9 protein-coding genes are annotated in these 16,836 nt (G+C 35.6%); all 9 read right to left on the bottom strand.

Translation table 11 applies throughout. The annotated features are described in order from the left end of the window. Positions 1 to 96: 96 nt before the first annotated feature. On the bottom strand, positions 97 to 2,097 hold the full coding sequence (gene uvrB / locus IL45_RS00055; protein ID WP_036578898.1) for an excinuclease ABC subunit UvrB: 2,001 nt from the start codon (positions 2,095 to 2,097) through the stop codon (positions 97 to 99). 56 nt (positions 2,098 to 2,153) lie between these two features. Next, entirely contained in the window at positions 2,154 to 5,117 is a 2,964-nt protein-coding gene (locus IL45_RS00050) for a T9SS type B sorting domain-containing protein (protein WP_036578897.1), read from the bottom strand. A 120-nt stretch (positions 5,118 to 5,237) separates the two neighbouring features. Beyond that, positions 5,238 to 9,980 (bottom strand): T9SS type B sorting domain-containing protein, encoded by a 4,743-nt coding sequence (locus tag IL45_RS00045; protein ID WP_036578895.1) that lies wholly within the window; start codon positions 9,978 to 9,980, stop codon positions 5,238 to 5,240. A 192-nt stretch (positions 9,981 to 10,172) separates the two neighbouring features. Continuing rightward, positions 10,173 to 10,889, bottom strand: coding sequence for an SAM-dependent methyltransferase (locus IL45_RS00040; protein WP_036578894.1), 717 nt, complete (start codon positions 10,887 to 10,889; stop codon positions 10,173 to 10,175). A gap of 39 nt (positions 10,890 to 10,928) precedes the next feature. After that, entirely contained in the window at positions 10,929 to 12,290 is a 1,362-nt protein-coding gene (locus IL45_RS00035) for an exonuclease domain-containing protein (RefSeq protein ID WP_036578889.1), read from the bottom strand. A 74-nt stretch (positions 12,291 to 12,364) separates the two neighbouring features. After that, positions 12,365 to 14,146, bottom strand: coding sequence for an AMP-dependent synthetase/ligase (locus IL45_RS00030; RefSeq protein WP_036578968.1), 1,782 nt, complete (start codon positions 14,144 to 14,146; stop codon positions 12,365 to 12,367). Positions 14,147 to 14,221: 75 nt separating this feature from the next. Continuing rightward, positions 14,222 to 15,391 (bottom strand): gliding motility-associated C-terminal domain-containing protein, encoded by a 1,170-nt coding sequence (locus IL45_RS00025; RefSeq protein ID WP_051788583.1) that lies wholly within the window; start codon positions 15,389 to 15,391, stop codon positions 14,222 to 14,224. Next, on the bottom strand, positions 15,375 to 16,028 hold the full coding sequence (locus IL45_RS00020; protein ID WP_036578888.1) for a hypothetical protein: 654 nt from the start codon (positions 16,026 to 16,028) through the stop codon (positions 15,375 to 15,377). The genes IL45_RS00025 and IL45_RS00020 overlap by 17 nt, the downstream gene beginning before the upstream one ends. Positions 16,029 to 16,037: 9 nt before the next feature. After that, positions 16,038 to 16,836: hypothetical protein (locus IL45_RS15040; protein ID WP_036578886.1), on the bottom strand; the 799-nt coding region annotated here is incomplete at its 5' end.

Below are 16,836 nucleotides of genomic sequence, written 5' to 3'. Positions count from 1 at the left end.
TTCTTAATCGTTATTTATATCGATATATCGAATAAAAACGTTAAAAACCGATTAAAATCGTTGAAAAAGATTGTTTTTTTAATGAATAAGTAAGTATTAAGCTTCTTTTACTTTTTCTTGTAGCATTTTAATCTGATCTCGCAGTCTCGCAGCCTCCATAAAATCTAATTCCTTTGCTGCTTTTTCCATTTGTTTGCGTGTATCCCTTATTTTTTGCTCTAGTTTATCCTTACTTAAATAAGTAGCTTCTTCTTCAGCAGCAGCTAGATTAAGAGATTTTTCGATGGTATATGTCGCTTCCCGCTTTTTAGTAAGAGCTGTTTCTAAACTTTTCTTGATCGCCATAGGTTTTAAACCATGATCTTTATTGTAAGCAATTTGTTTGGATCTTCTATATTCAGTCTGGTCTATGGTCTGTTGCATGCTGTTTGTAATCTTATCTGCATAAAGAATTGCTAGTCCGTTGACGTTACGTGCGGCACGTCCTATAGTTTGCGTTAAGGATCTATTATTTCTTAAAAAACCTTCTTTATCTGCATCTAAGATGGCTACTAATGACACCTCTGGTAGATCTAATCCTTCTCTCAATAAATTAACTCCGATTAGTACGTCAAAAATACCACTACGTAAGTCGTGCATTATAGCAACACGTTCTAAAGTGTCTACGTCACTATGGATATATCGACATCTTATAGAAATACGCGACATGTATTTCGTTAATTCTTCAGCCATTCTTTTAGTAAGTGTAGTTACTAAAACACGTTCATCAAGATCAACACGCTTTTGAATTTCTTCTACTAGATCATCAATTTGATTTTGACTAGGTCTCACTTCAATAATCGGGTCTAACAGTCCTGTAGGTCTTATAATTTGCTCCGTATATACACCTTCAGTTTTTGCAAGCTCATAATCTGCTGGTGTTGCACTCACATATAAGACTTGGTTTTGCAACATCTCAAATTCTTCAAATTTTAAAGGTCTGTTATCCATTGCTGCAGGCAAACGGAAACCATAATCGACTAAATTTTCTTTACGAGAGCGATCACCACCGTACATAGCGCTTACCTGAGGTACGGTAACATGACTCTCATCAATAACCATTAAAAAATCTTCAGGGAAATAATCAAGAAGACAAAAAGGTCGTGTGCCTGGCAATCGTCCATCTAAATAGCGACTATAGTTTTCAATACCAGAACAGTAACCCAATTCTCTTATCATTTCTAAATCAAATTCTGTACGTTCCTGAAGTCGTTTAGCCTCAAGTGGTTTTCCTATTTCTTTAAAATAATCAACCTGCTTTACCAAGTCTTCTTGTATGCTGTGTATAGCATTCTGCAATACATCTGGTGATGTAACAAACATATTTGCAGGATATATGGTGATTTCTTGCCATTGTTCCATCAATCGTCCATCGACAGGATTAAAAGTTTCTATTAACTCAATTTCATCGCCAAAAAAATGAATTTTAAAGGCATAATCTGCATAACTCGGGAACACGTCAATGGTATCACCATTGATTCTAAAATTACCTCGATTAAAATCTGCAGTGGTTCTAGAATAAAGGCTTTGAACTAGTTTATGTAATAATTGTGTGCGAGCGATAACTTCATCGCGCTTTAGTCTAATAACGTTTTTCTGAAACTCAACAGGATTCCCTATACCATATAAACAAGATACAGAAGCCACTACAATAACATCACGACGACCTGATAATAGGGCAGATGTAGTGCTCAATCGCATCTTTTCAATATCCTCGTTTATAGAGAGATCTTTCTCAATATAAGTACCGCTACTAGGTATAAATGCTTCTGGCTGGTAATAATCATAATAAGACACAAAATATTCTACAGCATTATCTGGAAAGAAAGCTTTCATTTCAGAATAGAGTTGTGCGGCTAGTGTTTTATTATGTGAAAGGATTAATGTAGGACGCTGTGTTTGTTGAATCACATTTGCCGCAGTAAATGTTTTACCACTACCTGTAACACCTAAAAGTGTTTGATATTGATCTCCATTATTGATTCCTTCGACTAATGATTTAATCGCTTTAGGTTGATCACCTGTGGGCTTAAATTCTGACTGTATCTTAAATTTCATGTATTGTAAAAATAAGATTTTTTGAATTCCGCTTTCGCGAAAGCGAAGTTAAAAACTTACCTTTTTAAACTAAAATGTCCTCTAAAAGATTGACCATCATTTAGCACCACCTTAAACCAATAATCGGTACTAGGCATCGGGTTTCCATTGTATGTACCATCCCAACCGATACCAGTAGGAGAGAGCTGTTTTAATAATTTACCAAATCTATCAAATATAAATATTTGTGCATCGGGTTCGGTTTCTATGGCAATTACTTGCCAGTAATCATGAAATCCATCTTGATTAGGTGTAAAAAAGTTAGGTGCTGCAATTATTGTTGCTGGAGCAGTTACTTGATCACAGCCATTTAAAGAACGTACATAAACATCATAATAACCTGGTAATAAATTAGCGAAAACTGGTGACGATTGATAAAAGAAGTTATCGATGCTATATTCCCATGGGCCACTACCGGTAACACTCACTTCTAATCGATTGTCTCTTAAAGTAAATTGTCTCACCTCAATATTAGTAATGATTGTAGTTTCATAATTTGAGACTGTGATGGTTTCTGTATCCGTACATCCATTATCATCTGTAACGGTTACCGTATAATTGCCTGCCGCTTGAACATTTATACTGCGTGTTGTTTCTCCACTATCCCAACTATACTGGTCAAATCCAGGAGATGCTGCTATAGTGACCACATCATCTAAACATTTAGTTATATCTTCAGGTAAATCAACCACAGGATGCGGAAAAACAGTAAGTTGTAATGGTTCAATTGTGTAACAAACTTGCTGTTGATTATTTTCTAATCGTGCCCATATCATGGTTGTCCCAGAATCGATATTATTAGGTAGCGCATTAATATTTTGTTCTGCCTCCATCATACTATTGTGATAGCTAATAACAAATGTTGATGGTTGATTGCCTAACACTTGAGCATCCATTGTTGATAAATCAAAATTTTCGATTCCGTCGTTACTCTCATCATCACACAATTCATAATCATTTAAAAGATTAATTTCTGGCTGTTGTATCAGGTTAATGGTAAAGTTATCTATGGCATAGCAGTTCGTATTATTTACATTTTCAATTCTTAACCATATTGATTCGTTTATTGTATTGTTATCATAAAATGAGCTAATCGAATTTGAATTACTCATTGCGTCGCCCATACTATTGTGATATGAAATATCAAATACTATAGGGTCTTGAGTTCCTAGAGCTTGTAAACCTGCAATATTAAGATCAAAATTTTCTACATTATCATTATCTATATCGCACAAGTACAAATCATCTATATTATTAATTATAGGTAGAGGATTGATAATAATATCGAATGCTGTAATAGCATAGCAGCCGTTTGAGACACTACTATCTAATCTGGCATAATATGTACCAGTTACAGCATCATAACTATCTGGTAAAGCATTAAAATCATTTTGTGCATCTGTAAGTGTTTCATGTATGGTCACTTGAAAATCTGTAATGGATTGAGAGCCTAAAACAGTAGATCTAATTGGTACTAAATCTAACGTTGCTATTCCATCGTTGCTCATATCATCGCAAATTATAATATCACTGACTGTATTTGTTACAGGTTGTGGTACTATAGTGATTTCTTTACTGGTCGTATAATTGCCTCTAATTGTATCAATACTCAGTGTCACGTTAAAAGTACCAGCACTATTGTAAATATGTGTTGGGTCTGGTAATGTTGATGTGTTATTTAAACCGCTAGAAGGATCTCCAAAATCCCAAATAACGCTGCTGCCAGGACAGTTTGCAATATCATCTGCAAAAAACTGACTAGCGTCTGTTTCACAAGCTTCTATAAAAGAGAAAGACGGGTTAAAAAAGGCATTATAGAATGGAGGCAATCCTTCATTCACTTGTGTTCCTGTAGCAACTTGTACACCATCAAACATAAAATTACTGGCAGCGCCTAATTGATCAGGATCATTAATAACGCTTAACCATTGTGTAGATTTCCGGGAATAGTATATTTTATTATCTGGGCCTATTTGTAAAGCGCCGCGTGCGACATCATCTGTAAAATCTGTAGGATCTGTGCTATAAATTGTTAAAGGGTTGTCTTCAAAATTAGGAGCGTCCAAATTGTATTGCAGTAAAATACGATCTCCATCATTTCCATTGCTTTGAGTATTGATATCCACATAAATTTTTCTAGAGTCAGGAGAAAATTCAGCACCGTAAGCCTGATGTGTTAAGGGAAAATTGAGTCTTACTGAATTACTAACCAATCCAGTACTATTGTCAAAGTCAAATAACCAAGCACCACGACCAGTCTGTCCTACTATTCCTGGAGTTACCGGTAATTGAGTCATGATTGCTATTTTTGATCCATCTGGTGATATTCTTAGATAACCTCGACGATCGTCTGCTTGAACATTATTGAATGTAGAGGTAACGGTAGCACTTAAATCCATACCGCTAGATGTTAATTTAAAGGCGTAAAAGGTATCAAATAAGCCAGAACCTATAACATCTTCTGCATAAGTAACAATCCAAGCATCACCATTATCTGTAACTGCTGCAGCTACTTTTTCAGTGCTATCTGCAATCAAATTAACGTTTTTTTGAGAAGGAATTATATCACCTAGTCCACCGTTAAGAGTCATATCCACCACACTATAATTAAGTCCATTTCTAGGGTTAAAATCACCTACCGTAAAGATGTAATACAAATCTGGTGTATCTGGCTGTGGTATTATTAATGCAGATTGTGAACTAGATGGATCTCCTAATAAGTTCATACCATTAGGCATGACCATATGATTTTGATTCCATACGGTAATACCATCGGTATAAAAGAGTAGGGAACCACAAGCATCTGCAATGGATGCACATCCTTCATTGGTGCTCAATTGCCCGAGATTATTAGGAATAGGTGTGCCGGTATTAAAGTCTAATCCTGCATTATTCCCAAAAAACCACCAGTTTGCTTGATTCTGGCTATAGGAACTTATAGATAGTATAAGAAAACAGATATAGAGAAGATTCTTTTTCACATCTATAAAAATATGGAATTGTTAGTTATGATTTTTATCGCTTTCGCGAAAGCGTTATTAAAAATTAGACTCATAAAAAAAGCGAGCCTAAGCTCGCTTTTATATATATAGATTATTGGGTTATCTCTTCAGGGCAAAGTGTCCTTTAAAGCTACGTCCATCGCTTAGTTCTACTAAATACCAGTAGTCACTTGATGGCATTGGGTTACCATTATATGTTCCATCCCAACCGATTCCTTGTGCATCGATTTGCTTGATCAGTTTTCCATAACGGTCAAAGATGTAAATATTAGCATCTGGGACGGTTTCTATGGCAATTACTTGCCATGTGTCGTGGTAACCATCTTGGTTAGGAGTAAAGTATGGTGGTCCACCTATAATTACAGCATCCATAGATACGGTTCCACAACCGTTTTTATCTTTTACATAAATCGTGTAGTATCCAGGATACAGATTGTTGAATCTAGGACTGTCTTGGTATACAAAATCGTCTAGTGAATATTCATAATCACCGCTACCTGTTACGATAGCTGTAAGTTGATTTGTATTTACTTCAAACTGTCCGATGTCGATACGTTCTATCACGGCTACATCAGATTCGATTACCGTGATCGTTGCTGTAGAATCACAACCGTCTGCATTGAAAACAGTCACGTCATAATCACCACCTTGATTAACGGTAATGGTTTGTGTCATTTCTCCTGTAGACCATAAGTAGCTGCTGTATCCTGCACCTGCATCTAGCACTTCATCAATTCCTGCACATATAGTGATAGGTCCTTGATTTGCGATGACTGGTCTAGCAAATACTTCAATTCCAAAAGTAGAAGTATCATAACAATCAGTATTCACATTGTTCTCAATTCTTGCATAAATAGTTTGCGATTGAGATACATTAGTGTATGGGAAAGTAAGTGCATTTGCACCACTGTCTGCATTTGCTTGAGAGGTGTGATAAGTAACTGTAAAGTCTGCCGCAGACTGTCCATTTAAAATATCTACATCTACATTACTGAAATCAAATTCCTCAATTCCATCACTGCTTACATCATCACAACCACGTTGATCTAATGCTACTCCAGCGGTAGGTTGCTCACTTACTGTAAGAGTAAAGCTAGTGGTATCATAACATTGCGTATTAGTATTACTTTCTATTCTTACATAAACAGTTTCTGGTGTCGTCGTACTACTTGGGTAAGATGTAGGTAGTGCTGCGGTATTAGCATCAGCATCTGCTTGAGATGGGTGATAAGTAATATTAAAGCTAGCAGCATTTTGTCCGTTGAGTACTTGAGCATCTGCATTAGATAGATCAAAAATTTCAGAACCATCGTTACCAGCATCATCACAGGCAATCATGTTTTGAACAGTATTTGCTGTAGGTGTAGGGCTGATTACAAACTGGAAGCTAGTGGTAGTATAACAGCTGTTGTTATCTCCATTATCTATTCTAGCAAATAGGTTAGGTGTCGTTGTACTTACGGTAAACGGACTTGCTAGTGCAGCGGTATCATTATCAGCATCTGCTTGTGATGCGTGATAAGAAACTACAAAACTAGGATTAGTCTGTCCATTTAGAATTTCAGCATCAAACTGTGCAAGGTTCACATCTTCAACACCATCATTAGATGGATCGTCACAAACAATCACATTTGCTGGTGTACCAGCTATAGGTAATTCATCTACAAAGATGTCAAAGCTTGTGGTGTTGTAACAGTCTGCATTTGCAATAGTTTCAATTCTTACAAAGATGGTATCGTCACCACTATTATAAGGAATTGTCAATGGTGTCGCACCACCTACAGAACCTAAGTCAGCATCTGCTTGAGAGGTGAAGTATTCTATATTAAAGTTAGCTGCTGTTTGAGCTCCTAGAACTTCTACATCTTTAGTAGAAAGATCAAAGTCTTCTAACCCATCATTTGAAGCGTCATCACAGATTCTATATTCAGTTACTGTATTTGCAATCGCTTGTTCATTCAAGATTATATCAAAGGACACTACTGATGCACAAGTCTCATTGTCTGAGTTGTCAATACGGGCATAAACGGTTGTAGTACCTAAGCTTACTTGATAAACAGCTGGTAGTGGACTCGCGTCATTATCAGCATCTGCTTGAGAAGCGTGATAGCTAATTACAAAAGTAGTTTGTGTCTGACCATTTAACACATCTGCATCAAATTGAGATAAGGTGATATCTTCTATTCCGTCATTGGTAGTATCGTCACATACGACTAAAGTCATCGGTGCTGCGGCAACTGGGATATCATCTACTACTAAATCAAATGTTGTTGTTTCATAACAAGAAGCATTAGTTGCATTCTCAATACGTACATACATGGTTTGTCCTGCACTACTATAACTAGGCATTACCGGTGAAGCTCCACCAGCGATACCAGCATCAGCATCGGCTTGTGATACAAAATATAAGACATTAAAATCTGCTGGGTTTTGAGCACCTAATACTTCAATATCTTTTGTAGATAAATCAAATACCTCTGAACCATTATTGGAAACATCATCACATAAACGATATTCGGTTACCGTATTGGCAACTGGTTGTGCGTCCAAGGTAATCGTGAATGATGAAGTATCATAACAAGGCTCATTACTTGAGTTATCTATACGTACATAAAATGTAGTTGTTCCTACCATACTATGTGGAGAAGTAAGAGCTCCAGTATCTGCATCAGCATCTGCTTGTGTTAAATGGTAAGTGATTACATAGTTTGTATTAGTTTGTGCTAATAAAACGTCAGCATCAAAAGAGGTTAAAGTAACATCTTCAGTGTTATCATTTCCAGTATCACAAAGAGATGAATCAGGAACAACGTTTGCTGTAGGAGTATCAAATACTGAAATATCAAAATCGGTAGTAGAATTACATCCACCTGGATTCATGTCTTCTAATCTTACAAAGATTGTTTCTGGTCCATTTGCTATCGTATTCACATAACTAGCAGGATTAGGGATGTCAGCCGTACCATTCTGGGCATCTGTTAAAGTAGTATGGTAAGTAATGGTGAATTGCGCTGCTGGCAGACCGTTCAATACTTCAGTTTCTACAGATGTTAAATCAAAAGTAAAGAAGCCATCATTATCATCATCACAGACTACTAAATCTGCCGGTGCAGTTGCACCAGATCCATTTGCTACAATAACGTCAAAAGAAGTCGTTTCATAACACTCTCTAGAAGCTGCATTAAGATCATTTGTAATTCTAGCATAAATTGTTGTTGTACCTACGTTGAATGTGTAAGGTAGAGCAATGGCACCTGTATTGTTATCTGCGTTGTTTTGAGTGAGATAATAGGTAACAGCAAAGTTAGGATTAGTTTGAGCACCTATCACTTGTGCAGTTTCTGATGTAGATAAATCTCTATCTTCAGTACCGTCCATGTCAGAATCACATAAGAAAACATTATTTACTGGATTAGCCACTGGGATCTCATAAATACTGATAACATCAACAGCTGTATTAGAATAGAAGCCACTAGTTACAGTAAGTGTTACCGTATAATCACCAGGAGCTGGGAATGTGTGAACAGGATTAAAGGTATTATCTGTAGTACCATCACCAAAATCCCAATTTACCGTCGCTGTAGCACAAAGACCACTACCACTAGAGTCAAACTGAATAGGAGTCCCATCACAGAAATCTGTTTCTGGATTATTGTTTCCACCACCAGATCCCATGTTAGCATCAGTAGCTAAGAAAGATGGTTCAAAGAAGGAAGTAATAAATGGAGGTAAACCTTCTCTAGATGTTGTTCCTGCTGCAAGGGCAACACCATCATCCACATAATTAGCACCAGTACCTAAAGAGTTAGGATCTCTTATAACTCCTAACCAAGGTAAACAAGTTCTTGCTTGATAAATTTTACCATCTATTCCTAATTGCAAAGCACCACGACCAGATGCTGTACCTGTTACGTTACCTAAAGCAACTGGAGAAGATTGCCATCCTGCTGGACCATTTATATTAAATTGGATGACCTCTCTAACATTAGAAGTTCCACAACCATTACCTGAATCTTGACTATTTGCATTTAAATATAATAGTTGTGAATTAGGAGAAAATTCAGCACCATAAAATCTATTTGAAGCACTCGAGCCATTAGATAAAGTTACTGGGTTACTAACTACACCAGTAGAATTGTCAAAATCACATAAGAAAGCACTACCAGCACTACCTATAGAAGTATTTGCGATTTTAGATCCATCAGGTGATAATCTAATATAACCTCGGGCATCTGTTAAAGCACTTGTTACAGGAATAGTAGAACTTACTACACGAGCTGGATTGGTATCAATTAGACCACCACCAGCTTGATAAGCAGTGTAAGTCGGATCATCAAATGTTACAATCCAGTATCGATCGCCATTGGCATTAAGTGACGCAGTTACTTTTTCTTGTGTATTTTGTTGAATCTGGATGTTTTTACGACCTGGGACAACATCTCCAAGACCAGCATCTAAATTCATATTTACGATACTATATTGTAAACCTGCACCGGCACTAATTGTAACTACAAAATAAACATTGCTAACTTGTAAATCAGGAATGATAATAGCAGACTGTGCACTACTGGAATTTCCAGATAGTCCAGTACCATTAGGCATAGAAACGTGATTTCTATTCCAAACTGTAGAACCATCAGAGTACATCAAAAGATTACCACACTCATCAGATATTGTTGAACAACCTTCAAATGTGAATAAAGCACCTGATCCGTTACCTAGCGGCACACCAGAATTAAAATCTACACCACCATTATGACCAAAAAACCACCAAGAGGCTTCACCTTGGGCATTTGATAAAAGCGGTAGAATAAATAAAAAAGCGAGTAAAATCTTTTTCATAAGAGTAAGTTTTGAGGTTGGGAAATTAAGTTAATTTTATGAGTTCTATGAACCTATAAATTCATCGTTTAAAGGTATTGTCACTACCTTATTAACATTTTTAATTTTCCCGTTTTTAATCAGTTAGTTAGTATTTTATTTGATAGATAGATGTATTAATTGTTAAAAGGTTGCGTCATCGATCTTATTTTTTTAGTTCTTTTTATGAATCATAAAGATAGTAGGCCTTTTGTGCAAATCAGGCACCTGTTTTTTCCATAAATTCACAGACATCGTTTTAATGAATTCTGTAGGTAAAGTAATATCACAAGCGATACAAACTTCAGTACTAGGATGAAGCTGTAATAGTAATTCTTCCATCATTTTATTATTTCGGTATGGCGTTTCTATAAACAATTGTGATTGTTGTTCATTAAAAGAACGACTTTCTAGTTCTTTTATTCTTTTACGTCGCTCCATATTATCTATGGGTAAGTAACCGCAAAATGCAAAATTCTGGCCATTTAGTCCACTAGCCATCACTGCCATTAATATGGAACTAGGACCTACTAGTGGTACGACCTGAATCCCTTTTTGGTGTGCTATTTTTATAACATCAGCTCCAGGATCTGCGACTCCTGGTACGCCAGCTTCACTCATCACGCCCATATCATGGCCTTGTAAACATGGTTCTAAAAAACTCGGGATTTCTGATGGGTCCGTATATTTATTTATAGAAAATAGAACGAGTTCTGGCTGTGGTTTTGATGGTACAACACTTTTTATAAATCGACGTGCTGTTTTTTCATTTTCTACCACGTAATGGTTGATGTTTTCTACCACTTTTTTAATAGAAAGAGGTAGTACTTCAAAAGGATTGATATCTCCTAATGTTACAGGAATAAGGTATAATTTTCCTTTATGATCCATGATGATATTTTTCAAATACGCTTTCGCGAAAGCGTAATATTAATACTCTATAATTCTTTTAACTTTCTTATGTCTTAAATAACTTTGTACTATATGCCTCGAATCGAGATTATTTGAAAGTGGAGTAATAACTTTTTTAAGAACTTGTGGATGTGTTACTTGAAATTGTAAGTCAACAAAGCCATAGCCTAAAACGATTCCATCTTCTATCATAATTGCACTGCGCTCTGTAGCCTCGCGACCATTGTCAACGATAATAATATTCTTATTTACAAAACTGTTTTGATCAATAATTTCTTGAACTCTGTTGTTATAAGATTCTTTATCTTCTTTTCTTATACAAGCACCTAAACATTTTTCAATAGGATAATTTTCACAACTTGAATCAGTTTTTTCAAGTCCCACCAGTTTCTTGCATAGTTGATGTTCAGAAACCATTTTTTCTAGAAAGTTCTTACCAGATTTCAAAGAGCTGAAGCTGGTAATGTAGCTCATATCTTTTCCTATATTTTTTACCGCCAGATTTATGTAGCCATGATCATCGATAAAGGAATATAGGCCGTGAGAAAAGTTTTTTCTTTTTAATGGTTTATTAAACTTAGGCTTGTTCTTTTTAACTTCAACATTCTCTTTAAGTAATGCGATAAGTTCGTTACCAGTTTTTTCAAATGAGATATCGGTAACAAGTTTCTTGATCTTTTTCTGTTTTGGTTGCGAGCTGGTAAAAAGTTGCGTGATTCTTTTCTTAATATTTTTACTTTTGCCTAAATATATTAATTCATTATCCTGATTATAAAAGTAATAGACACCTGTTGTTGATTCAGATTTCTCTATTAATTTTTTAAGGTTAGGCTCTACTTTTCTACGAGTTTCTGACTTAAGGCTTGTAGAGATAATTGTTTTATCAGTATCCTTTGCCATTAACATTTTAAATAACTTAACTGTAGCAAGTGCGTCACCAGTAGCTCTATGTCTGTCTATTATAGGTATGCCTAGAGAGCGCGTTAATTTACCGAGACTATAGCTGTCTTCCTCGGGCATTAATTTTTGTGCTAGTTCTACCGTACATAACGTTTGTGTTTGAAATTCATAACCTAGTCGTTCAAACTCTATGCGTAGCATACGGTAGTCAAAGTTTGCATTGTGTGCGACTAACACGGCTCCATCCATTATTTCAATCACACGTTTTGCAACTTCATAAAATTTAGGAGCACGTACTAACATTTTGTTATTAATACCTGTTAGTTTAACAACAAAAGGTTGAATTTCTTTTTCTGGATTTACAAGACTAGCAAATTGATCTACAATTTCATGTCCGTCAAATTTATAGATGGCAATTTCTGTAATGCCTTCTTCATTAAATTTTCCTCCTGTAGTTTCTACATCTACTATTGCGTACAAATGGATATAATGTTTGTGAATTGAAAATAAAAGAGCCGCGCACGTGGCGCAGCTCTATAGTTTATGTTAAGTAATTAGATTTTTGAATTACCATATATAAGGTCATAAAGATCTTTATAACGTGCCTTTATGATACGTCTTTTAAGTTTTAAAGTAGGAGTGAGGTGCCCTTCTTCAATAGTCCATTCTTCTGGAGTCAGTTCAAATTTCTTGATACGTTCCCAGTTTCCAAACTTAGCGTTATAGATATCGATTTCTTTTTGGTATCTATTGATAATACGTTCTTGTGAGCATAAGTCTTTCCAATCGTCATAGACTATTCCTTTACGTTGTGCCCAATCTGCAAGAAATTCAAAGTTGGGTTGTATAAAGGCAGCTGGCATCTTTTCACCTTCACCTATAACCATAATTTGCTCTATGAAACGACTTTGCTTCATAGTGTTTTCTATTAATTGTGGAGCAATATATTTACCACCAGATGTTTTAAACATCTCTTTTTTACGGTCTGTAATTCTAAGGAAGCCTTCGCTATCTATTTCTCCTATGTCTCCTGTATGAAAGTATCCGTTTTCATCTATAGCCTGTGCCGTTTTTTCAGGATCTTTATAATATCCCATCATGCGCTGTGGACCATTGATGATAATCTCTCCATCTTCGGCAATTTGCACATCAGTATTAGGTAATATTTTACCAACGGTACCTATTTTGAATCCACCGTTTCGTAAATCATTTACCGATATTACCGGAGAGGTTTCTGTAAGACCATAACCTTCCATTACAGGAACACCTGCAGCATTAAAAACTCTTGCCAATCGTGGTTGTAAAGCGGCGCTACCACTAGCTATAGCTTTAAGATTACCTCCTAAAGCTTCTTGCCATTTTGAAAAAATCAGTTTTTTAGCTAGACCTAATTTTTTCTCATACCACCAACCGTTTGCACCATAAGGTTCCCATTCTAGACCCAATTCTACAGCCCAGAAGAATAGTTTCTTTTTAATACCAGTTAGATCGGTACCTTTTGCAATTATTTTATCGTACACTTTTTCAAGTAATCGAGGCACAGCACTCATTACTTCTGGTTGTATTTCTTTTAAATTATCAGAAATCGTTTCAATCGACTCTGCAAAGTAAATTCCTGTACCAGTATAGGTATACATATATTGAAGCATGCGCTCATAAATATGACATACTGGTAAAAAGCTTAACGCCTTTGATCTACCTAAATCGATAGGTAATCTAGAAGCACTAGTAATCGCGTTGCTAGATATATTTTTATGAGATAACATAACACCTTTAGGTCTTCCTGTTGTACCAGAGGTGTATATTAGAGTGGCTAAATCATCTTCTGTGATTACTGTCATTCTTTTCTCTAGCTCTGCTTGATGATCTTGAGAAGCACCCAATTGTTTTACTTCTTCCCAGTTTTTGCAACCTGAAATACTATCAAAACTATAAACTTCAATAAGAGAAGGTACTTGATCTTTAATACTTAATACTTTGTTTCTTACTTCATCGTCAGAAACAAATACATACTTAGATTCACTGTGATTAAGTACATATTGATAATCTTCTTCAGAAATTGTAGGGTAAACTGGTACATCTTGTGCGCCGGTTTGCATGATGCCTATATCTACAATATTCCATTCACTTCTATTAACAGAAGAGATAATAGCAACTTTATCATTAGGTTGTACACCTAGTTCAATTAAACCTCTCGATATCTCGTTTGCTTGATCTATAAAAGATTGGGTGGATGTTTTTTTCCATTCACCGTTATATTTTGTTACCAGCGAATCTTCTCTAGGAAAATTTTTAAGCTGATATAGGGGAAAGTCAAATAATCTTTTTACCTGCATGTTGTCCATTTATATTTAATCTGGCTAAATATAAGGAATAGGGCGGTTATTAAAATGACAATTTTTAAAATTAAATTAACGATTAATGTAAAAATATCCTGCCAAATCTTCTTGTTCTGGTAATTTTAGAACATAATAATATGTTCCAGCGGCCAATTCTTTATCACTTTTAATGGTTGCATTTTCATTTGCAATACCACTAAAAGAATTGTCATAGTTATCTTTTTGGTATACTAATCGTCCCCATCGATTATATATATAAAGTTGATTTCCAGGTAGGGCTTCAATACCTCGTATAATTAAAGTATCATTTAAACCATCACCATCTGGTGTCATACCGTTATACACTACGATTTCATTTCCTGCTTTAAGGATAGACGCTATAGTATATATTTTATAATCATTGGTGTTAGGTATTCTTGAGGTAATAGTTCCATTGTTTAAATCTCCCGTAGTGCTAGTATTACCTAGGTTTACCCAAATTTTTTGAATATCATCCCATCCCGCAATTCTTAAATCAGTTAGATTGTTTGCCGTTAGGGAAATGTTACTAGAACTAGTCCATGTAAGTGTCAGATCTAGGTCTTTAAAACCATCAAAGTACCAAAACTCTACTGTAGATATTACATCTAAACTAGGTTGAAAGCTACTGGTGTCAAAAGAGTTTGTAAATGTCGTAGGTACATTAGGATCTTCTTTAAAATAAGCAGCAGCATAGGTAATAGAATTATTGTAATTGTCAATGATAAGCGGTTTTATTTCAAAATCATCGCCGATAGGGAAGCTGAATTCAAAATCACCGTTAAATTGAGCATATCCATCTACATGCTCATTATTACCTTCACCACTATAAATATTATCATTAAGAAATTTGAATTTAACATCAGGATTGATTCTAGGTGTATTAATCCTTCCATTTGTAAAAAATACTTCTTCGTTGACACCTATAGAAGTAAATAGATTGAGATCATCTTCAACATCAACTTCAAAGTTTTCAAAGTTCATTTGATTCAACCCACTAAAGCTGAGAGGATTATTTTGATTATAAAAACCAGCAAAGCCTTCATTTTCTACTGAATCACCATCATTAATGACATCAATATGAAAACCGATCTGACCATTATTATGGACTTTTAAATTTCCATAATTTGTAAGTGCTGTTTGTGCTAATATTATTGATCCGTTTAAAAGTAACACAATCAATAAGATAGTATTATCGATATATTTTTTATCTATGAGCTTCATATATTACAACTAAACCGTCGATATAATTATCAACATTAATAACAAATCCAGTAGGAGTAAAGCTAGTCACTCTTGCTGTAAGCAGCCCTAAAGAAATTCCATTTTGATTTCCGTATCGTACTCCTATACAATGGATACTTGATGCAAACCTAGAAATATCATTTATCGAGTTTCCACTACCACCTACATAGATAACTTGTTGTACTATCGTCCCATTGTCGTCCCTTGCAAATCCGGTCATCGAACCGAAAGAATTTCCAATACCTGTTTCATTATCTCTGGTGCCATTATCAGAATTTAGATTTGTGGTTTCGACATTTGCATAGGCATGAAAGGTAACGCTAGTAGGTGTAAAGTTCAATCCTGATATGGTATAATCTCCAGCAGCATTAATTTCAACAACACCAACGCTCTCCACACTACCGCTTACCAATATTTCTTCCCAACCGTTATTGGTATATTCTAATACTCTGTTTAAATCACTATCATAAACTAATGTTCCCAATTCAACACCTGTAATTGAATTGATTTCAACAGTGGAATATCTAGGTAATCCTAACAGTGAATTGGGACTAATTTGTGCTTTCGCGAAAGCGGAACTTAAAACAATGATAACTAAGACAATTACTTTTTTCATAACTTAATTTTATGGAAGTTTAATTACGGTAAACATAAATTCTAGGTCAATATCGACTTTAGGACTTGTACCATTGTCGCTGTCTCCTATGTTAACATTAAAACCATTTGCATCAATGCCATAGTATGATATTCCTGGGTCATCATAGTTAGAACCACCAGCAGGCGGACAGTTTCCATCACAATCTAACACAGTAAGTTGAACAACATAAGCACCAGTTATAGGTGTTACAAAATTGATGCGATAATCACCTGTATCAATTCTTACAATATTTGAAGTTCCGAAACTCGATATGGTTCCACCGTCTCCTGCTACATTTCCTGCTGCTGCAATGGTAGGACCAGCAAAAAATGCTCCTCCATCAGACCCAACTTGTATATTATTGTCAGCATCACTACTTACAACTTGAGCTGTAGTGGTTGTACCGTTTTCATTTGTATAAGATATTTCCCCAGTAGCATTAGGGTCACTGGAGGTTGGTGTATCGTTTTGTGAAAATGCAGTAACGGTTTCATTAACAGTTACATCATCACCATTCTCATCGGTATAAGTTGCGATAGTATTTGCATCACCAGCAGTCACATCAGCATCCGCATTACCAGTAGCTTGTGCAACAGCAGTAATTGTTTCTAATATTGTTGTTGTTGACGTTCCACTTGTATGAGTAGCAATTGTATTTCCAGTAGTTACTGTCTGTGTTACCGTAGAGCTTAAGTTCTCAAGGTTCACTGTAGAAGTGTTACCATCTTCGAGAGTAATGGTCAATACGTTTGTAGCATCATCGTATGAGAAATCAGTAATGGTTTGA

Source organism: Nonlabens ulvanivorans (assembly GCF_000732625.1).
Taxonomy (GTDB): domain Bacteria; phylum Bacteroidota; class Bacteroidia; order Flavobacteriales; family Flavobacteriaceae; genus Nonlabens; species Nonlabens ulvanivorans.
This window is presented reverse-complemented; position numbering and strand designations above follow the sequence as displayed.